This is a genomic window from Streptomyces sp. NPDC058470, assembly GCF_042721055.1.
GTDB lineage: Bacteria > Actinomycetota > Actinomycetes > Streptomycetales > Streptomycetaceae > Streptomyces.
Genome location: NZ_JBHXMF010000063.1, coordinates 1 through 19,121, shown reverse-complemented (window position 1 = coordinate 19,121; position 19,121 = coordinate 1). Strand labels below are relative to the sequence as shown.

The window sequence follows — 19,121 nt, the reverse complement described above, 5'->3', positions numbered from 1 at the left end:
TCCCGCGATCTGCCGTCGATTTCCGTCCTCGCCATGGTGACCCATGAGGGCCCGGGTTGGCACTAGGGCCTCGCGCGGGCCGCCCCCCAACCACGTAGCATCCCTTGCCCCTACCTCGTAGAAGAATTAAGTGGAGCTTCACGATCGGGTTGCCGACACTACTCCCATGACAACCTCAGCCCACGGCACCGCGCCCTTCGGCCGCGCCCTCTGCGCCATGATCACGCCCTTCACCGAGGAAGGTGCGCTGGACCTCGACGGGGCACAACTGCTCGCCGACCGGCTGGTCGCCGAGGGCTGCGACGGCCTGGTCCTGTCCGGGACCACGGGTGAGTCGCCGACCACGACGGACGCGGAGAAGTCCGCGCTGGTACGGGCGGTCCGCGAGGCGGTGGGGGACCGGGCCTGCGTCGTGGCGGGCGTCGGTACCGCCGACACCCGGCACACCGTGGAGCTGGCCCTGGAGGCCGAAAAGGCGGGCGCGGACGGCCTGTTGGTGGTCACGCCGTACTACAGCAGGCCTCCGCAGGACGCGGTCGAGGCGCACTTCCGGGAGATCGCGGACGCCTCCGGTCTGCCTATCGCGCTGTACGACATCCCGGGCCGCACCGGCACCCGCATCGAGCCGGACACCATGATCCGCCTCGCCGGGCACCCGAGGATCGTGGCGGTCAAGGACTGCGCCTACGACCTCCTGGGCACCCAGAAGGTGCTGTCCCGCACGGAGTTGGCGTACTACACGGGCTGCGACGAGTACGTTCTCGCGATGCGTGCGATCGGCGGCAGCGGATACATCAGTACGGTCGCGAACGTGGCGCCCCGCCCCTTGCGCGCGATCCTGGACGCGTTCGACGCGGGGGACACCGCCGACGCGGCGCGACTCCAGCAACGAGCCGTCCCGCTCATCGAGTTGATGATGTCGGCCGGTCTGCCCGGCACGGTCACGGCGAAGGCGGTCCTGAGCACGCTGGGGCTGCCAGCCGGTCCGGTCCGGCCGCCGCTGCGGCCCGCCGGGCGCGAGGCGGTCGACGGGCTGCTGGCGGCGTACGAGGAGTTCGTCAGCGCCGGCTGAACTCCCGCGCTTCGGCGTCCGTCGTCACCTTCTCGCCTACGGTGGCCCCGTGAGCCGACCCCTGCTTTTCCTCGACGTCGACGGCCCTCTCAACCCGTACGCGGCCCAGCGGGAGCGGCGGCCCGAGGGCTATACGACGATCCGGGTGGCCCTGACTCCCGGCAGGCCTCTGCGCGTCTGGCTGCACCCCGAGCACGGCCGTGTCCTCCTCGGCCTCGGCTACGAACTGTGCTGGGCCACCACGTGGATGGACTCCGCCAACCGCTGGATCGCCCCGGTCATCGGCCTCCCCGAACTCCCGTACGTCGACTTCACCGGTGCCCTGTTCGCCGAGCGGCCCGACGGGGTGCACTGGAAGACCGAGCGGATCGTGGCGTACGCGGACGGCCGCCCCTTCGTCTGGGTGGACGACGAACAGAGCCCGGCCGACGACACGTACGTCGGCGCCCACCATGCCGGGCCCGCGCTGCTGCACCACGTCAATCCCCGACTCGGGCTGCGCGAGGGCGACTTCGCGGCGCTGGCCGAGTTCGCGACGGCGCTGCGCGCATAAGGCAAGTGCCCTCCGGCCGCGCAGGCAGGAGGGCGCTCGACCAGGGCTTCGGGCCCAGGTCAGTTGTGGCTGTGGAGGACCTCGTTGAGGCCACCCCACACCGCGTTGTTCGGGCGTGCCTCGACCGTTCCGCTGACCGAGTTGCGGCGGAAGAGGATGTGGGAAGCGCCGGAGAGTTCGCGGGCCTTGACGATCTGGCCGTCGGGCATGGTCACGCGGGTGCCTGCGGTGACGTACAGCCCGGCCTCGACGACGCACTCGTCGCCGAGCGCGATGCCGACGCCCGCCTCCGCGCCGATCAGGCAGCGCTCGCCGATGGTGATACGGACGTTGCCGCCACCGGACAGGGTGCCCATGGTGGAGGCGCCGCCGCCGATGTCGGAGCCGTCACCGACCACGACGCCGGCCGAGATACGGCCCTCGACCATGGAGGTGCCGAGCGTGCCGGCGTTGAAGTTGACGAAGCCCTCGTGCATGACGGTGGTGCCGTCGGCGAGGTGCGCGCCGAGCCGGACGCGGTCGGCGTCGGCGATGCGGACGCCCTTCGGCGCGACGTAGTCCGTCATGCGCGGGAACTTGTCGACGGACGTCACGGCCAGATGGAGGCCCTCCGCCCGTGCGTTCAGGCGCACCTTCTCCACGTCGTCCACCGCGACCGGGCCGAGCGAGGTCCAGGCGACGTTGGCGAGGTGGCCGAAGATGCCGTCCAGGCTCTGGCCGTGCGGCTGGACGAGGCGGTGCGAGAGCAGGTGCAGGCGCAGGTAGGTGTCGTGCGCGTCGAGCGGCTTCTCGTTCAGCGAGGCGATGACCGTACGGACCGCGACCACCTCGACACCACGGCGGGCGTCGGGCCCGATGGCCTTCGCGGCGCCCTCGCCGAGCAGCTCCACGGCACGCTCGGCGGACAGCCGCTCGGTGCCGGAAGGGCCGGGCTCGACAGCGAGCTCGGGGGCGGGGAACCAGGTGTCCAGGACAGTGCCGTCGGCGGCGACGGTGGCAAGCCCGGCGGCAACGGCGCCGGTGGTACGGGGTGCAGTCGTGTCGGTCATAGGGGAAACCTAACCGGCCGGGGGCCGGGGATGCGAACCAGCGTGCGGGGCGTCTCAGCTACCGGGCGGTCACCGTGAGCCGAGCATGACCGGAGCGCCGGGGCTCACGGAATCATCCGCGCCAGCACCTCCCGCGCATACCCCTCGTCGTACGCCGCCCCCGTCAGCAGCACCTGCAGACAGATCCCGTCCAGCACCGCGACCAACGCCCGCGCGGTCACCGGGTCCGTGCGGCGGGTCAGCCGCTCCGCGAGGTCCTCGGCCCACTCGGCGGCGACCGGGCGCAGGGCAGGACGGCGGAGTGCGGCGAGATACAGCTCGTACTCCAGCTCCACGCCGGTACGGTCGCCGGCCAGCCACTCGCCCATCCAGCCCGCGAGCTCCCCGGCCAGGTCGGTGCACGGATCCTCCAGACCGCCGCGCGCGGCGACCACCTTGGCGAAGCCCTCGTTCGCCTGCCGCAGCGCGGCGACCATCAGCTCGTCGAGGGTCTTGAAGTGGTACGTCGTGGAGCCGAGCGGCACATCTGCCTCGGCGGCGACGGAGCGATGGCTCAGCCCGGCGAGGCCCTTGTCCCCCACGACCCGGATCGCCGCGTCGATGATCCGCTGGCGCCGCTCGGGGTCGTAGCGCCGGGCCATCAGTGCGCCCCGCCGAGGTTCAGCAGGACGACCCCGCCGATGATCAGCGCGATCCCGGTGAGCTTCGCCGCGTTGAGCCCCTCGCCGAGGAACACCATGCCGATCGCGGCGATGGCGGCGGTCCCGACGCCTGCCCAGATCGCATAGGCCGTACCGACCGAGACGGTCTTCAGGGTCTGCGCGAGCAGCGCGAAGGCGATGACGTATCCGAGGAGGGTCACCAGCGACGGCCACAGCCTGCTGAAGCCGTCGCTGTACTTCATCGCGGTGGTGGCGGCCACCTCCGCGGCGATGGCGCCGGCGAGCATCACATATCCCATGTGTACAAGTGTACGCATCGATGTGTACGAGTGTACGCAAAGTCCGTGTTCTCACCGCGGTCCCGATACCTTTGCCGACAGGCCCTGAACTCCGAGGTACTCGTCAACCGACCAACTGACAAGCCACCAGCCCCTGTTCACGCACCCGCGCCAGCCGGTCCAGCATCCGCCGCTTGGCGTGGGCGGCCCGTCGCAGCACCTCCACCCGCCGGTAGCGCAGCAGTTCGGCGGGGTCGGGGCGGACGGCTCCGGCGAGTCCGTAGCCGTAGGAGGTCAGCCGGTCGCCCAACACCTCGTCGCACAAGGTGATCTGAGCCGGTGTCAGCCGGGTGGTCCAGTTTTCCGCCCGCGAGCTGTCCAGGGCACCGCGCGTACGGCGATGCCAGGTCGTCCGGGCGGGCACGGCCGGCTCGGCGACCCGACAGGGCTCGCGCATCTCGGGGGCGTACTCCTCCCCCAAGTACTCACACACGCGCCGGAGTTGGCTCTCCGGATCGGCCACGAGGTCCTCGAAGCGCAGCTCGTGCCAGCTGCCGGGCCCCAGTTTCCGCGCGTGCGTACGCGTGGTGTCCAAGACCTGCGCCCAGGTGGCGACGGCCTCGTGGAAGCCGCGCTGCCACCAGGGCATGCCGAGGAGCGAGGCGGCACAGTCCCGTCCGTCCCGCACGAGATGGACGAACTGCGCGTCGGGGAACAACCGCAGCATCTCCCCCACATGCAGGGCGTACGCGGGCCGCCTGTCACCCCAGCGCACCTTTCCGTGCTCCTCGGCGTACGCCCTGAACGTGATGCCCAGCGCGGACCCGAGCGTCGGCGGCCCTTCGGTGATCCGCTCGGCCACGCGCCCGGCGTCCAGGCCGAGTTGGTGGAACCGCGTCTCCTCGCGTCCGGTGATCCACTGTGCGAGCCCGGCCCGGTTGCTCTGCTTCCGCAGGTCCCCGAAGGCCAGCCGCCTCTCGTAGGCGGGCAGCACGAAACGCGTCTCGGGCGGCAGCGCGATCCGTGGATGGGCGTGCAGCATCAGTTGCAGCAGCGTGGTTCCCGAACCGGGAGAGCCGAGGACGAAGACGGGTCTTTCGGGAGCAGGCACGAGCCCAGGCTGCCGCGCCGCCGTGGGCCCGGACTGGGACCCCGCTGAGAATGTCATGTGAACTCCGGGGCGACGCAGGCCCTTCGGTACCTGGCGGCCGGGCCGCGAATTCCGTTGGACCACTGGGGCAAACGGCTACTCGGGAGTCAGTTGGTCCACTACTGTTTCACCAGTCGCGCACATGGTGTCCATGGCTATCGCCTGTCCATGCGCCTGCGCCTCCCCTTCCTCGTGCCCCCACCAGAAGCTCTTGGCTCAGACCAAAAGACGAATCCGCGTACGCCACGGGCGACGCTGGAGGAACTTGCATGCCAGAAATGAAGCCGGAGCCCGGGCGCGACCAGCCCGCCAGCTCCGCGGAGAGACCCGTCCCCTCATCGGAGATCACCGCCTGGCGCCCCACAGCGCACGGCGCTCCCTACCCGGCGGAAATGCCCCCCTTCGCCGAGGTCCCGATGCCATGGGAGTCCGATGAGACCGTGCCGGAGGGACGACTGCCCGGCACCCGGCGGCTGTGGCTGGCCGGCGGCCTCGCCATAGCGGTCCTCATCGCCACCGCCACCGCGATCGCCGTACTGGACAACGGTTCTGACACCTCGTCACAGGACGAGGCGAACCGACCCGCCGCCGACACGGGCCTCCCGTTCATCCCCGGAGTCGCCGCCGCGGAACCGACCGGCAAGACCGCCCTGTCCTCCCCCGTGCCCTCCGCCTCCGCCCCGCAGGGTGCCGCCTCGCCGATTCCCTCGGGACAGGGATCCGCCGAACCCGTCCCCGCACCGCCGAAGCCCACCGCGACCGGCGAGCCCTCCGCGACCACCGCCGCGCGAACGTCGGTCCAGTCCGTCGACCGCCCCGACCGCTACTGGCACGTGAACGACGGCACCGTCCGCCTCGACCAGGTGAGCGGGAGCAGCCCGGTGGCAACCAGGCGGGACGCGAGCTTCGAGAAGGTCGACGGCCTCGCGGACGCCTCCTGCTACTCCTTCGTCACCGCCGACGGCAGCTACCTCCGCCACCGCGACTTCGTCCTGCGCGCCGAGCCCAACGACGGCTCCGCCCTCTTCAAGCAGGACGCCACCTTCTGCCCCCGGCCAACATCGTCCTCAGGCGCGGTCATGCTGGAGTCGGTCAACCACCCGGGCCACTACCTGCACGACCGCGACTTCCAGCTCCGCCTGGAGCGGTACGACGACGGCCACCGGCGCGACGACCACCGGGACCGCGACGGCTGGGCGTTCCGCCTGGTGAAGGGCTTGGGCTGAGCCCCGGAACCCGAAACCCAACCTGAGGACCGACGAGCGGGCCTGAGCCTCGGAGACAGCTGTGGCCCCCGGCGCACTGCCGGGGGCCACAGCTACAAGCGGGACAGCGGGACTCAGAATTCGTACACGCACAACTCAGACGTTGAACCCGAGCGCCCGAAGCTGATCGCGCCCGTCGTCCGTGATCTTGTCCGGGCCCCACGGCGGCATCCAGACCCAGTTGATGCGCAGTTCGTTGACAAGGCCGTCCGTGGCGGACTTGGCCTGGTCCTCGATGACGTCGGTGAGCGGGCAGGCCGCGGACGTCAGGGTCATGTCGATCGTCGCGATGTTCGCGTCGTCGATGTGGATGCCGTAGATGAGGCCGAGGTTGACGACATCGATGCCCAACTCGGGGTCTACGACGTCGTACAGAGCCTCGCGGACCTCCTCCTCCGAGGCGGGCTTCATCTCGATGGTCTCGCTCATGCCGTCTTCCTTTCAGCGGCGTCCGAGCCCAGTGCCTGGGCCGTCGCGTCCTTCCACGCCATCCAGCTGAGCAGCGCGCACTTCACCCGTGCCGGGTACTTGGAGACACCGGCGAACGCGACCGCGTCCTCCAGCACCTCCTCCATCGCGTCGTCCGGCTCGATCCGGCCCTTGGACTGCATCAGCTCCAGGAAGGTCTCCTGGACCTTCTGCGCATCGGACAGATCCTTGCCGACGAGCAGCTCGTTCAGCACGGACGCCGAGGCCTGGCTGATCGAGCAGCCCTGGCCCTCGTACGAGATGTCCGCGATCCGCTCGCCCTCGTACTTCACGCGCAGCGTGATCTCGTCGCCGCACGTCGGGTTGACGTGGTGCACCTCGGCATCGCCATCCCGCAAGCCCCGCCCGTGCGGGTGCTTGTAGTGGTCCAGGATGACTTCCTGGTACATCGAATCAAGCTTCACGACTCAGCCAGCTCCTCAGCCGAAGAAGTTCCGTACGTGCTCCAGGCCGTCGATCAGTGCGTCGACCTCGGTCGGCGTGGAGTACAGATAGAACGACGCTCGTGTGGTCGCAGGAATTCCGTACCGCAGGCAGACAGGGCGTGCGCAGTGATGTCCCACCCGGACCGCGATGCCCTGCTCGTCGAGAACCTGCCCCACATCGTGCGGGTGGATGTCACCGAGCGTGAACGAGATCGCCGCGCCGCGGTCCTCGGCCGTGGTGGGGCCGATGATCCGCAGGTCGGAGACCTCCAGAAGCCGCTTCACCGCGTACTCGGTGAGCGCGTGCTCATGGGCGAGGACCTTGTCCATGCCGATCGCGGAGAGGTAGTCGATGGCCGCGCCGAGACCGACCGCCTGGGCGATCGGCGGGGTGCCCGCCTCGAACTTGTGCGGTGCCGGGGCGTAGGTCGACGAGTGCATCGACACGGTCTCGATCATCTCGCCGCCGCCCAGGAAGGGCGGCAGGTCCTCAAGGAGTTCCTGGCGGCCCCAGAGGACGCCGATGCCCGTCGGGCCGCACATCTTGTGGCCGGTGAAGGCCACGAAGTCGGCCTGGAGGGCCTGCACGTCCAGCGGCATGTGCGGTGCGGCCTGCGAGGCGTCGATCAGGACCAGGGCCCCGACCTCCTGGGCTCGGCGCACGATCGCCTCGACCGGGTTCACGGTGCCCAGGATGTTCGAGACAAGCACGAAGGAGACGATCTTCGTCTTCTCGGTGATGATCTCGTTGATGTTCGAGAGGTCGAGGCGGCCGTCGTCGGTGAGGCCGAACCACTTCAGCTTCGCGCCCGTGCGCTGCGAGAGCAGCTGCCACGGCACGATGTTGGAGTGGTGCTCCATCTCCGTGATGACGATCTCGGTCTCGTGGTCCACCCGGTAGGGCTCGTCGGCCCAGCCGAGCATGTTGGCCACGAGGTTGAGCGACTCGGAGGCGTTCTTGGTGAAGATGACCTCGTTGCGGCTCGGCGCGTTGATGAACGTGGCGACCTTGTCGCGCGCACCCTCGTACAGCGCCGTGGCCTCCTCGGCGAGCACATGCACACCGCGGTGGACGTTGGCGTTGGAGCGCTCGTAGTACTCGCTCAGGGCGTCCAGCACCTGGCGCGGCTTCTGCGAGGTCGCCGCGTTGTCCAGGTACACGAGCTTCTTACCGTCGTGGACCTGGCGGTCCAGGATGGGGAAGTCCTTGCGGATCGCCTCGGTGTCGAGGAGGCCGGGGAGCCCATTGCGGGAAGGGGTCACGCGGATACGCCACCCTTCGCGTCGGCCGTGTCGTGGATCGCGTAAGCCTCGTAGCCCTCGTTCTCCAGCTTGTCGGCGAGTTCGGCGCCGCCGGACTCGACGATCCGGCCGGCGGAGAAGACGTGGACGAAGTCGGGCTTGATGTAGCGCAGGATGCGCGTGTAGTGGGTGATGAGCAGGGTGCCCACCTCGCCGCTCTCACGGACCCGGTTGACGCCCTCGGAGACGACACGCAGGGCGTCGACGTCCAGGCCGGAGTCGGTCTCGTCCAGGATCGCGATCTTCGGCTTGAGGAGCTCCAGCTGAAGGATCTCGTGGCGCTTCTTCTCACCGCCGGAGAAGCCCTCGTTCACATTGCGCTCGGCGAAGGCCGGGTCCATGTTGAGGCGCTCCATGGCCTCCCGGACCTCCTTCACCCAGGTACGCAGCTTGGGGGCCTCGCCGCGCACGGCCGTGGCCGAGGTGCGCAGGAAGTTGGAGACGGAGACGCCGGGGATCTCGACCGGGTACTGCATCGCCAGGAACAGGCCCGCGCGGGCGCGCTCGTCGACGGACATCTCCAGGACATCCTCGCCGTCGAGGGTGACGGTGCCGCTGGTGATCGTGTACTTGGGGTGGCCCGCGAGCGAGTAGGCGAGGGTCGACTTGCCGGAGCCGTTCGGGCCCATGATGGCGTGGGTCTCGCCCTGCTTCACGGTCAGGTCGACGCCCTTGAGGATCTCCTTCGTGGCGTTGTCGGCCTCGACGGTGACGTGCAGGTCGTGGATTTCAAGCGTTGCCATGGGTTCCTCAGGACTCCTGGTTGAGGGAGGCGTGTACGTCAACGAAGACGCTGCCCCCTTCGATCTGTACGGGGTATACGGGGACGGGGCGCGTCGCGGGAAGGCCGGACGGCTTGCCGGTGCGGAGGTCGAAGCTGGAGCCGTGCAGCCAGCACTCGATCTGACAGTCCTCCACCTCGCCCTCGGAGAGCGAGACGTTCGCGTGCGAGCAGATGTCGTTGATCGCGAACACCTCCCCCTCGGTCTTCACGACCGAGACCGGCGTGCCGTCGAGTTCCACCCGTTTGGGGGTGTCCTCCTCCAGCTCACTCAGCCCGCAGGCGCGCAGGAACGTCGAAGGGGCAGCCATCAGACCGACGCCTCCAGCTCCTCGTCGATCTTCACGAGTAGGCGCTCTTCGATGTCGTCGACACCGATCTGCTGGACCAGCTCGGCGAAAAAGCCGCGGACCACCAGACGGCGGGCGTCGTCGGCCGGGATGCCGCGGGCCATCAGGTAGAAGAGCTGCTCGTCGTCGAAGCGGCCGGTGGCACTCGCGTGCCCGGCGCCGACGATCTCGCCGGTCTCGATCTCCAGGTTCGGCACGGAGTCGACACGGGCGCCGTCGGTCAGAACCAGGTTCCGGTTCATCTCGTACGTGTCCGTGCCCTCGGCCGCGGCCTCGATGAGGACGTCGCCGATCCACACCGCGTGGGCACCCTCGCCCTGGAGCGCGCCCTTGTAGGCGACGTTCGACTTGCAGTGCGGGGTGTTGTGGTCGACCAGGAGGCGGTGCTCCTGGTGCTGGCCCGCGTCGGTGAAGTACAGGCCGAAGAGCTCGGCCTCGCCGCCGGGGCCGGCGTAGGTCACGCGCGGGTGGAGGCGTACGAGGTCGCCGCCGAAGGTGACCACGAAGGACTTGAAGGTGGCGTCCCGGCCGATCAGCGCGTTGTGCTGGCCCACGTGCACGGCCTTGTCGTCCCAGTCCTGGACGGAGACGACGGTGAGCTTGGCGCCGTCGCCCAGGACGTAGTCGACGTTCGCGGCGAGGACCGCGTCGCCGGTGTGGTCGATGACGACGACAGCCTCGGCGAAGGCTCCCAGCTCGACGACCTGGTGGCCGTAGACGACCCCGCCCTCACCGTGCACGGCGATGCGGATCGGCTCGGTGAGCACCGTCTCCTTGGGGACGGTGATGACACTGGCCTTCTCGAACGCCGAGTACGCCTGGGCGGCGACGCGGTCCACCGGGGTGCCGGCCTTGCCGAGCCTGGCGTCGTCACGGCCGACGGTCTCCACCGTGACGCCCGCGGGCGCCTCGATGTCGACCTTCAGGCCGTCGCCGGTGGCGACCGCGGTGCCGTCGTGCAGCCCGCGCAGCCGCCCCAGCGGCGTGAACCGCCATTCCTCCTCGCGGCCGTGGGGGACGGGGAAGTCCGCCACGTCGAAGGACGGGGGCGCGCTCATGCGCGTGGCGACGGTCGACTCGGCGGCCACCGCGATCTGGCCGGCGGTGGTGGACCCCACCGGAATACTCTGAGCCTCAGCCATGGCTGTCGGTCTGCTCGCTTTCTTGCGTAAGTGGCTTGACGGGGGCGGCGGTTGGCGGTTAGCCGACCGAGCCTTCCATCTGGAGCTCGATCAGCCGGTTGAGCTCAAGCGCGTACTCCATGGGCAGTTCCCTGGCGATCGGCTCGACGAAGCCGCGCACGATCATCGCCATCGCCTCGAACTCGGTCATGCCCCGGCTCATCAGGTAGAAGAGCTGGTCGTCGCTGACCTTGGAGACGGTCGCCTCGTGACCCATGGACACGTCGTCCTCGCGGACGTCGACGTACGGGTACGTGTCGGAGCGGGAGATCGTGTCGACGAGCAGCGCGTCGCACAGCACGTTCGACTTGGAGCCGTGGGCGCCCTCACCGATCTCGACGAGCCCGCGGTAGGACGTACGGCCGCCACCACGTGCCACGGACTTCGACACGATGTTGGAGGAGGTGTTCGGCGCCATGTGGACCATCTTGGAGCCGGCGTCCTGGTGCTGGCCCTCGCCCGCGAAGGCGATGGACAGGGTCTCGCCCTTGGCGTGCTCGCCCATCAGGTAGACGGCCGGGTACTTCATGGTGACCTTGGAACCGATGTTGCCGTCGATCCACTCCATGGTCGCGCCCTCGTACGCCACGGCGCGCTTGGTGACCAGGTTGTAGACGTTGTTCGACCAGTTCTGGATGGTCGTGTAGCGGCAGCGGCCGCCCTTCTTCACGATGATCTCGACGACCGCGGAGTGCAGGGAGTCCGAGGAGTAGATCGGCGCCGTACAACCCTCGACGTAGTGGACGTAGGCGTCCTCGTCGACGATGATCAGCGTCCGCTCGAACTGGCCCATGTTCTCCGTGTTGATACGGAAGTAGGCCTGGAGCGGGATCTCGACGTGCACGCCCTTGGGGACGTAGATGAACGAACCGCCGGACCACACCGCGGAGTTCAGCGACGCGAACTTGTTGTCGCCCACCGGGATGACGGTGCCGAAGTACTCCTTGAAGAGCTCCGGGTGCTCCTTCAGCGCGGTGTCGGTGTCCATGAAGATGACACCCTGCGCCTCGAGCTCCTCGTTGATCTGGTGGTAGACGACCTCGGACTCGTACTGCGCGGCGACGCCGGCGACCAGGCGCTGCTTCTCCGCCTCCGGGATGCCGAGCTTGTCGTACGTGTTCTTGATGTCCTCGGGCAGGTCCTCCCAGGACGCCGCCTGCTTCTCCGTGGAGCGCACGAAGTACTTGATGTTGTCGAAGTCGATGCCCGACAGGTCCGAGCCCCAGTTCGGCATGGGCTTCTTCTCGAACAGCCGCAGGCCCTTGAGCCGGAGCTTGGTCATCCACTCCGGCTCGGACTTCTTCTGGGAGATGTCGCGGACGACGTCGTCGTTGATCCCTCGCTTGGCGGAGGAACCGGCCACGTCGGAGTCGGCCCAGCCGTATTCGTACGTACCCAGACCCTCGAGCTCGGGGTGGGCAGTCTCCTCGATGGGGAGCGTCATGCGGGGTTCCTCCCGGCGGTGCTTGCAGATGCGTCAGGCAGTTCGGAAACAGTCTTGGAAATCTTGGGGATGAACGTCGTGCATACGCCGTCGCCGTGGGCGATGGTCGCCAGCCGCTGCACATGGGTGCCGAGCAACTGCGAGAAGATCTCGGTCTCCGCCTCGCACAGCTGCGGGAACTGCTCGGCGACATGGGCGACCGGGCAGTGGTGCTGGCAGAGCTGCTCCCCGACCGGTGCGCTACGCGCCGTAGCAGCGTACCCGTCCACGCTCAGGGCCTTGGCGAGTGCTTCGGTGCGCTTGTCGGGGGCGGCGGACTCTATGGCGGCGCGGTACGCGTCCGCCTGTGCGGCGATCCTGGCGCGGGCGAACGCGACGACCGCGTCGTCCCCGCCCTCGCGCTCGGCGATCCAGCGCAGGGCTTCGGCGGCGAGCTTGTCGTAGGACTGGTCGAAGGCGTCCCGGCCGCAGTCGGTCAGGGCGAACACCTTGGCGGGACGGCCGCGTGTACGCGCTCCGTAGACCCGCTGCTCACGTGCTTCCACGACATCGTCGGCGACAAGGGCGTCGAGATGACGGCGTACGGCGGCCGAGGTCAGTCCCAGCCGTCCGGCCAGATCGGTCACGGTGGAGGGGCCGTGGTCCAGGATGGAGCGCGCGACCCGGTTGCGGGTGGACCGCTCACCGGTCGCGAGTTCCTCCTGCGGAGCCTCGCCAACGTATTTCACAACGCTATTGTTGCGTAATTCCTTAGAGCCTGGCAAGCCGCACCCGAGGCACGGACGGTGCCGTGCATCACTTAGGTATACCTAATCTGACCTGCGGAAACGATCTTTGATCGATCAATTCGGTGGCCACCTACCGGGCTCTCGGGAACACTGCCGAACCATGCCGACACCCCCTCCCACCGGGCCACTCGTCACCCGAGACACAGTTTCCGCACAGCTGCTCCCGCTGGGCGTCCGCCCCGGCGAGACCCTCCTGGCGCACTCCTCGCTCAGCTCCCTCGGCTGGGTCTGCGGCGGCGCCGTGGCGGTCGTCCAGGGACTCCTCGACGCACTCGGTCCCGACGGGACCCTGGTGGTCCCCACCCAGTCCGGCGGCCTCTCCGACCCCGCTCTGTGGAGCAGTCCGCCGGTACCGGAGGAGTGGTGGCCGACCATCCGGGCGCAGATGCCCTCGTACGACCCCCTGATCACCCCCACCCGCGGGGTCGGCGTGATCCCGGAGACCGTACGGACCTGGCCCGGCGCCCGGCGCAGCGCGCACCCGCAGACCTCGTTCGCGGCGATCGGCCCGCGCGCGGCGGAGATCACCGAGGGCCACGCGACGGACTGCCGCCTGGGCGAGCGCAGCCCGCTGGCCCGGCTGGAGACGCTGGACGCACGGGTGCTGCTGCTGGGCGCGGGGTACGACGCGTGCACCGCCTTCCACCTGGCCGAATACCGGATTCCGTCGCCGCTGGTCCAGGTGGGACGGCCCGCCGCGGGCGGCTGGGAGGAGGTGACGGAGGTGTCGATCACCTCGGAGCGCTTCGACGAGCTGGGCTCCGACTTCGAACGCGACCGTCCCGTCGTACGGGGCCGGGTGGGCGCGGCCGACACCCGGCTGTTCCCGGTGGCCGACGCGGTGGCGTACGCGGAACGGTGGCTCGCGCTGCACCGGCCACGGGAGCCGTACGCGGATGCGGCCCCCCGCGCCCGGGAACCCCGGACTCGTCCCTAGACTTGCTCCTCATGCGAAGCGAGCCCGTGGTCCAGGTCCAGGCCTTGGTGAAGAGGTACGGCAGGAAGACCGCGGTGGACGGCCTCGACCTGGTCGCCAAGCCGGGTATCACCGCCGTCCTCGGCCCGAACGGCGCGGGTAAGACCACCACGATCGAGACCTGCGAGGGTTACCGCAGACCGGACTCCGGCACGGTGCGCGTCCTGGGCCTCGACCCGGTCCGCCAGGCCGGGCAACTGCGCCCGCGGATCGGCGTCATGCTCCAGTCCGGCGGCGTCTACTCGGGCGCCCGGGCGGACGAGATGCTCCGCCACGTGGCGAAACTCCACGCACACCCGCTGGACGTGGACGCGCTCATCGAACGGCTCGGCCTCGACAGCTGCGGCCGTACGACCTACCGGCGACTGTCGGGCGGCCAGCAACAGCGCCTCGCGCTGGCGATGGCCGTGGTCGGCCGCCCCGAGCTGGTCTTCCTTGACGAGCCGACGGCGGGGCTCGACCCGCAGGCCCGCCACGCCACCTGGGACCTCGTCCGCGATCTGCGCTCCGACGGCGTCTCGGTCATCCTCACCACGCACCACATGGACGAGGCCGAGCAGCTCGCCGACGACGTCGCGATCATCGACGCGGGCAAGGTCATCGCTCAGGGCTCCCCCGAACAACTGTGCCGCGGCGGCGCGGAGAACACCCTGCGCTTCAGCGGCCGTCCAGGTCTCGACGTGGCGTCCCTGCTGAAGGCCCTCCCGGTGGACAGCACAGCGGCGGAACTGACCCCCGGCGCCTACCGGCTCGGCGGCAGGATCGACCCGCAACTGCTCGCGACGGTCACGTCCTGGTGCGCCCAGCACGGCGTGATGCCGGAGAGGATCTCCGTCGAACGCCACACACTCGAAGACGTTTTTCTGGAGCTCACCGGCAAGGAGCTGCGCTCATGATTCAGGGTCAGCTGCATCACGGCCGGGGGCCCGGCCTGTCGCGCGGCGACAATCGGGCACAGCGTCCGCCGGGAAGACACAGCCTGGAACCGACCGGCAAGGAGCTACGTTTGTGACCACCGCCACCGCCGGTACGTACACCCCGAGGCCCGGGGCCGCCCCGCTCCCCCGGATGATCGCCGCGCAGGCCGTCCTGGAGACGAAGATGCTGCTCCGCAACGGCGAGCAGCTCCTCCTCACGGTCGTCATCCCCACGCTCCTGCTGGTGCTGTTCAGCGCGGTGGACATCGTCGACACAGGTTCCGGCGAGGCCGTCGACTTCCTGACCCCCGGCATCCTCGCGCTCGCCGTGATGTCGACGGCGTTCACGGGCCAGGCGATCGCGACGGGCTTCGAGCGCCGCTACGGCGTCCTGAAGCGGCTCGCCGCCTCCCCGCTTCCCCGCTGGGGCCTGATGACGGCCAAGACGGCCTCGGTCCTGGTCACCGAGATCCTCCAGGTGATCCTGGTGACGGTGATCGCCCTCGCGCTCGGCTGGTCACCCCACGGCAACCCTCTCGCCGTCCTGCTCCTCCTGACCCTCGGCACCGCTGCCTTCTCCGGCCTCGGCCTGCTGATGGCCGGCACCCTGAAGGCGGAGGCCACCCTGGCCGCCGCGAACCTGGTCTTCCTGCTCCTCCTGCTCGGCGGCGGCGTGATCGTCCCGCTCGCCAAGTTCCCCTCGGCCGCCCAGGACGTCCTCGGCCTGCTGCCGATCTCGGCGCTGTCGGACGGGCTGCGGGACGTGCTGCAGCACGGCGCGGGGATGCCGTGGGGGGACCTCGGGATCCTGGCGGTGTGGGCGGTCGTGGGGCTGGCGGCCGCGGGGAAATTCTTCCGCTGGGAGTAGGTATGGGGCCCTCGTGAAGGCGTGCACAAGCGGCCCCCTACGATGGTGCGCGTGCCCAACGTGACCCGAGCCGACGCCCTTCGTGCGGCGCGCAACCCGCTCGCCTTCATCGCCGAACGCTGGACCCCGACCGCCCGGACGGTGCGGCGTGCGGCTCTCGCCGCGCTCGTCATGTCGGTGGTGATCGTGGTCACCGGCGGTGCCGTACGGCTGACCGGCTCCGGCCTTGGCTGCCCGACCTGGCCCAAGTGCACCGACGACTCGCTCACCACGACGAGCGCGATGGGCGTCCACGGCGTCATCGAGTTCACCAACCGCATGCTGACGTACGTGCTGTGTGCGGCGGTCGGCTGGGCGATCATCGCGGGGCGCTCGCAGAAGCCGCACCGACGGGGCCTGACCCGGCTGGGCTGGACGCAGTTCTGGGTCGTCATGAGCAACGCGGTGCTCGGCGGCATCGTCGTACTGGTCGGCCTCAACCCGTATACGGTCGCGGCCCACTTCCTCCTCTCCACCGCACTCATCGCCGTCGCCACCCTGATGTGGCACCGCACCCACGAGGGCGACGGCGCACCGCGCCCCCTGGTGGGCAGGCCGGTGCAGCAGATGGTGTGGGTGCTGGTCGCCGCGACCGTCCTGCTGATCGCCCTCGGCACGGTCGTCACCGGCGCGGGCCCGCACGCCGGCGACTCCAGTGAGGTCGAACGCATCCCGCTGGACTGGGAGAACGTCACCAAGGTGCACTCGGTCCTGGCGTGGATCGTCGTGACGCTGACCTTCGCCCTGTGGTTCGTCCTCAAGGCGGTCGACGCTCCCAAGGGCCCCCTCGACCGCACCCGCGACCTGTTCCTCATCCTCCTCGGACAGGGCGTCATCGGTTACGTCCAGTACTTCACCGACCTCCCCGAAGCCCTGGTCGGCCTCCACATGTTCGGCTCCTGCCTGGTGTGGATCGGCGTCCTGCGGGTCCTGCTGTCGCTGCGTGAACGGCCCGAGAACCTGGCGGAAGTGCCGGGTCCCGCCACGGAATCGACCCTCACGCGCGCGTGAACCCCTCGTACGCGGCGACCAATCCGTCGATCGCGGGGCCCAGGTAACCCCTGGTGAGCTCCGCCCGCCGGGCCGGCCACTCGTCAGTGTGCGGCGCCGGATCCCCGTATCGCCGTCGCCTGATGTCCTCGACCACGTCGAGGGGCGCGCCGAGTTCCGGCAATAGGTCCAGGGCTTCCCTCTTGGAGATCAGCCGGCCCTCCCGCAGGGTGACGGTCGCCCTGGCGAAGGTGACCGACCCGAGATCGACCCACACGTCCTGCGTCCAGAGCCGTGCCTTGTCCACCGCGGGCCGCCAGAACTCCTTCTGGTCCCGTACGACGAAGGCGTTGAGCTCCCGGTCCTGGACTGTCGGCAGCAGGTCCTCGGGCGGCTTGCCGTGCAGGACGAGCCCGAAGGCATGCAGTTCACGGCGGGTGACCGGGGTGACCGGCCGTTTCATCAGCCGGTTCTGTGCCCAGGTGACGTACGACCGCTCGGCGTCGGCCAGGTTGTCGAGGATCAGGTAGCTGCAGTGCAGCTTCACGGCGAGCGGCTCCTCGGCACGCAGCCGCCGGTGCAGCCGGACCACCTCCCACACGGTGCCCGGCGAAACGGGGTCCTCCAGGACGGCGATCAGGTCGAGATCACTGCGCCCCTCCTGGTAGTCGCCCCCGGCGAGCGAGCCGTGCGCCCATACGGCGACGGGGGCGAGGGCGCGCAGCTCGGTGAGGAAGCGGTCCAGCAGGCGGGCCGTGGCGTCGTCGGCGTCAGTCATGAGGTCAGAGTCTGGTGCGCTCACTCCACCCCGTACACCCGGCGTGCGTTGCCCGCCGCGATGAGGCCCGCCACCCGTTGCGCGTCCGCCAGCGACCAGGCGCCCTCGGCGACCCAGGTGCCGAGCACCCGGGCGAGGGCCTCACGGAACAACCGTGCCCCGACCACATGGAGTTCGGGCAGCCCGTGCGCGCCGCTGGAGAAGAGGAGCTTGCCGAAGGGCGCCAGTTCCAGGATCTCCGAGAACACGGCCGCGGCCCGCGCCCCGGTACGCACCAGCGCGGCGCCCAGATCGGCGTACACATGCGGGAAGACCCCGGCGAGGTGCGCCGCGTGCCGGTGATAGGGGTAGCCGTGCAGGAGGACCAGGTCGGTGCCGAGTCCGGCCGTGGCGCGGGCGAAGTCGGTGAGCAGGACGGGGTCGGTGCGGTCGATGCGCAGGCCCGGTTCGCCGAGTCCGGCATGGAGCTGGAGCGGCAGCCCTGACGCGACCGCGATCCACAGCAGGTGCCTGAGCAGCACCGGGTCGCTGAGCGTCCCACCCACCGGGCGCCGCGCGAGCCAGCGCCCCGCCGCACCCCGTACCTCTCCCGGCCCGGGCGGCTCGGGCGCGAGTGCCAGACCGTGCCGTACGCCCGCCACGGAGGTGAAGGCCACGGCGTTCGCGGCGGCGCCGTGGACGGACTCGGCGAGATTGGCGAGAAAGGACTCGACGGTGCCTGAGGTGTCCGCGACCTGTTCGGCCAGCAGTTCGAGGCGGACGATCTCGTGTGCGTCGGCCGCGCCGGTGGAGGCCATCTCGCCCGGCCCGGTCAGGTCGCCCGGCAGCCCGGTGTCCACGAGATACGTCGTGATGCCGCTCCCGCGCAGCAGCCTGCGCCCCGACTCCAGGACGCCGAGTTCGCGGCGCCGGGCGAGATACCGGGCCGGCGGACAGTGCGGCTCCAGACCCAGCAGGGGCGGACACCAGCGGCGTACCGCGAACCCGGTCTGGGTGTCGAAGAAGGTGGTTCCCGGGGCGGGCGGCCCTTCGGTCCTGGCGAGGTGGGCCTCGAAGGTGCCGAGGCCCAGCTCCGTTCTCAGTACGCCATGGCAGTACTGGTCCACCAGGGACGGCGTTTCGATCATCCGGACTCCCCGTGACTGGACCGTGCTTCCTCAGGTCCTAACGGGTCAACCGGGCGTCAGGTGTTGCTTGCACACACCCCGTGCGAAGACGCTCCGCTGTTTCTGCCGTTGGGGAGTGCCTGTGATGTGGAAACCGCGGGCCGCCCGTGGCCGGCCGTGCCCCCGCGGCGGAGCCACACATCCATACAGCCCCGCGCCGTGCCTGAGGCCTGGTTCAACCGTTGCTCGGAGCTCCCAGCTGGATCCCCGCCATCCGCTTCCACTCGTACGGTCCCGTCTTCACCTTGGCCGCGAACTCGCCGTCGAACTCCTCATGAACAGTGATCCCGGCCTGCTTCACGGCCAGCTCGGCGATCGCGTACGTGGGGGCCACGACGTCGCCCCAGCCGCCGTCCGCACCGACCAGCACGATCCGGGCGCCGCGCTGCCCGATGTACTCCACATGGCCCTCGGCCCCGCCGTGCTGCTTGGCGAAGGCGGAGATCTGCTTGGCGAACCTGGCCGCCTTGCGCTCGGCCTTGGCGTCCTGGGCGGCGCCGGTGCTCTCGTCAACCTGCTGGGTGTCTGCCATGGCCAGGATGCTACCGACGGGTAGATCAAACGGCGACGGGCGGGGTGCGTGGCCTTGACCACGCAC

At 69.7% G+C, this 19,121-nt stretch carries 22 protein-coding genes; 7 read left to right on the top strand and 15 right to left on the bottom strand.

From position 1 onward, the window contains the following. Nucleotides 1-166 precede the first annotated feature (166 nt). Nucleotides 167-1,072: a 4-hydroxy-tetrahydrodipicolinate synthase gene (gene dapA, locus ACFWP7_RS34745; RefSeq protein WP_384389954.1), complete on the top strand. Its 906-nt coding sequence runs from the start codon at nt 167-169 to the stop codon at nt 1,070-1,072. 49 nt (nt 1,073-1,121) lie between these two features. Beyond that, nucleotides 1,122-1,625: a hypothetical protein gene (locus ACFWP7_RS34740; protein ID WP_384389952.1), complete on the top strand. Its 504-nt coding sequence runs from the start codon at nt 1,122-1,124 to the stop codon at nt 1,623-1,625. 59 nt (nt 1,626-1,684) lie between these two features. Here the strand turns inward: ACFWP7_RS34740 and dapD are convergent, their stop codons facing one another. The 4 genes from dapD to ACFWP7_RS34720 all read right to left on the bottom strand — a co-directional run bounded on the left by dapD (nt 1,685) and on the right by ACFWP7_RS34720 (nt 4,725). Next, on the bottom strand, nt 1,685-2,674 hold the full coding sequence (gene dapD / locus ACFWP7_RS34735) for a 2,3,4,5-tetrahydropyridine-2,6-dicarboxylate N-succinyltransferase (RefSeq protein ID WP_384389950.1): 990 nt from the start codon (nt 2,672-2,674) through the stop codon (nt 1,685-1,687). Between the two features lie 104 nt (nt 2,675-2,778). Next, the gene (locus tag ACFWP7_RS34730) at nt 2,779-3,315 is read right to left on the bottom strand and encodes a TetR/AcrR family transcriptional regulator (RefSeq protein WP_384389947.1); all 537 of its coding nucleotides are present in this window, start codon (nt 3,313-3,315) and stop codon (nt 2,779-2,781) included. Continuing rightward, nucleotides 3,315-3,635, bottom strand: a complete 321-nt coding sequence (locus tag ACFWP7_RS34725) for a DMT family transporter (protein ID WP_384389945.1) — start codon at nt 3,633-3,635, stop codon at nt 3,315-3,317. Before ACFWP7_RS34725 ends, ACFWP7_RS34730 begins: the two co-directional genes overlap by 1 nt. Nucleotides 3,636-3,738: 103 nt before the next feature. Then, nucleotides 3,739-4,725: a sulfotransferase family protein gene (locus ACFWP7_RS34720; protein ID WP_384389942.1), complete on the bottom strand. Its 987-nt coding sequence runs from the start codon at nt 4,723-4,725 to the stop codon at nt 3,739-3,741. A 308-nt stretch (nt 4,726-5,033) separates the two neighbouring features. Here ACFWP7_RS34720 and ACFWP7_RS34715 point away from each other — a divergent pair, with 308 nt between their 5' ends. Then, nucleotides 5,034-5,990 (top strand): AbfB domain-containing protein, encoded by a 957-nt coding sequence (locus ACFWP7_RS34715; RefSeq protein ID WP_384389939.1) that lies wholly within the window; start codon nt 5,034-5,036, stop codon nt 5,988-5,990. 135 nt (nt 5,991-6,125) lie between these two features. Here the strand turns inward: ACFWP7_RS34715 and ACFWP7_RS34710 are convergent, their stop codons facing one another. Genes ACFWP7_RS34710 through ACFWP7_RS34675 form a run of 8 tightly spaced genes read right to left on the bottom strand, consistent with a single transcriptional unit; the run spans nt 6,126 to nt 12,729 of the window. Further along, nucleotides 6,126-6,458, bottom strand: coding sequence for a metal-sulfur cluster assembly factor (locus ACFWP7_RS34710; protein WP_055610947.1), 333 nt, complete (start codon nt 6,456-6,458; stop codon nt 6,126-6,128). Continuing rightward, nucleotides 6,455-6,922, bottom strand: coding sequence for a Fe-S cluster assembly sulfur transfer protein SufU (gene sufU, locus ACFWP7_RS34705; protein WP_384389936.1), 468 nt, complete (start codon nt 6,920-6,922; stop codon nt 6,455-6,457). Before sufU ends, ACFWP7_RS34710 begins: the two co-directional genes overlap by 4 nt. Nucleotides 6,923-6,937: 15 nt before the next feature. Continuing rightward, nucleotides 6,938-8,206 carry a cysteine desulfurase gene (locus ACFWP7_RS34700; RefSeq protein ID WP_384389934.1) on the bottom strand — a complete coding sequence of 423 codons (1,269 nt, stop codon included), beginning with the start codon at nt 8,204-8,206 and terminating at the stop codon, nt 6,938-6,940. Next, complete coding sequence (sufC, locus tag ACFWP7_RS34695; RefSeq protein ID WP_384389931.1) at nt 8,203-8,988, bottom strand: Fe-S cluster assembly ATPase SufC; 786 nt, start codon at nt 8,986-8,988, stop codon at nt 8,203-8,205. Before sufC ends, ACFWP7_RS34700 begins: the two co-directional genes overlap by 4 nt. 7 nt (nt 8,989-8,995) lie before the next feature. Then, a complete protein-coding gene (locus ACFWP7_RS34690) occupies nt 8,996-9,337 on the bottom strand; it encodes a bifunctional 3-phenylpropionate/cinnamic acid dioxygenase ferredoxin subunit (RefSeq protein ID WP_384389928.1) in 342 nt (113 codons plus the stop codon). Then, a complete protein-coding gene (gene sufD / locus ACFWP7_RS34685; protein WP_384389925.1) occupies nt 9,337-10,518 on the bottom strand; it encodes a Fe-S cluster assembly protein SufD in 1,182 nt (393 codons plus the stop codon). The genes ACFWP7_RS34690 and sufD overlap by 1 nt, the downstream gene beginning before the upstream one ends. A gap of 58 nt (nt 10,519-10,576) precedes the next feature. Next, nucleotides 10,577-12,001 (bottom strand): Fe-S cluster assembly protein SufB, encoded by a 1,425-nt coding sequence (gene sufB, locus ACFWP7_RS34680; RefSeq protein ID WP_384389922.1) that lies wholly within the window; start codon nt 11,999-12,001, stop codon nt 10,577-10,579. Further along, entirely contained in the window at nt 11,998-12,729 is a 732-nt protein-coding gene (locus tag ACFWP7_RS34675; RefSeq protein ID WP_384389919.1) for a helix-turn-helix transcriptional regulator, read from the bottom strand. The genes sufB and ACFWP7_RS34675 overlap by 4 nt, the downstream gene beginning before the upstream one ends. Before the next feature lie 160 nt (nt 12,730-12,889). Here ACFWP7_RS34675 and ACFWP7_RS34670 point away from each other — a divergent pair, with 160 nt between their 5' ends. The 4 genes from ACFWP7_RS34670 to ACFWP7_RS34655 all read left to right on the top strand — a co-directional run bounded on the left by ACFWP7_RS34670 (nt 12,890) and on the right by ACFWP7_RS34655 (nt 16,600). Then, on the top strand, nt 12,890-13,726 hold the full coding sequence (locus tag ACFWP7_RS34670) for an aminoglycoside N(3)-acetyltransferase (RefSeq protein ID WP_384389916.1): 837 nt from the start codon (nt 12,890-12,892) through the stop codon (nt 13,724-13,726). 11 nt (nt 13,727-13,737) lie between these two features. Further along, complete coding sequence (locus ACFWP7_RS34665) at nt 13,738-14,661, top strand: ABC transporter ATP-binding protein (RefSeq protein WP_384389914.1); 924 nt, start codon at nt 13,738-13,740, stop codon at nt 14,659-14,661. A 172-nt stretch (nt 14,662-14,833) separates the two neighbouring features. Further along, nucleotides 14,834-15,550 (top strand): ABC transporter permease, encoded by a 717-nt coding sequence (locus ACFWP7_RS34660; RefSeq protein WP_384390024.1) that lies wholly within the window; start codon nt 14,834-14,836, stop codon nt 15,548-15,550. A gap of 42 nt (nt 15,551-15,592) precedes the next feature. Next, nucleotides 15,593-16,600, top strand: coding sequence for a heme A synthase (locus tag ACFWP7_RS34655; RefSeq protein WP_384389911.1), 1,008 nt, complete (start codon nt 15,593-15,595; stop codon nt 16,598-16,600). Here ACFWP7_RS34655 and ACFWP7_RS34650 read toward each other — a convergent pair. From ACFWP7_RS34650 to ACFWP7_RS34640, 3 genes are all read right to left on the bottom strand, one after another. Further along, nucleotides 16,587-17,357, bottom strand: coding sequence for a nucleotidyltransferase domain-containing protein (locus ACFWP7_RS34650; RefSeq protein ID WP_384389908.1), 771 nt, complete (start codon nt 17,355-17,357; stop codon nt 16,587-16,589). The two genes, ACFWP7_RS34655 and ACFWP7_RS34650, sit on opposite strands and share 14 nt — an antisense overlap. A gap of 20 nt (nt 17,358-17,377) precedes the next feature. Next, nucleotides 17,378-18,484: an amidohydrolase family protein gene (locus ACFWP7_RS34645; RefSeq protein WP_365428112.1), complete on the bottom strand. Its 1,107-nt coding sequence runs from the start codon at nt 18,482-18,484 to the stop codon at nt 17,378-17,380. Between the two features lie 214 nt (nt 18,485-18,698). Beyond that, nucleotides 18,699-19,055 (bottom strand): hypothetical protein, encoded by a 357-nt coding sequence (locus ACFWP7_RS34640; RefSeq protein ID WP_384389905.1) that lies wholly within the window; start codon nt 19,053-19,055, stop codon nt 18,699-18,701. Nucleotides 19,056-19,121: the final 66 nt, after the last annotated feature.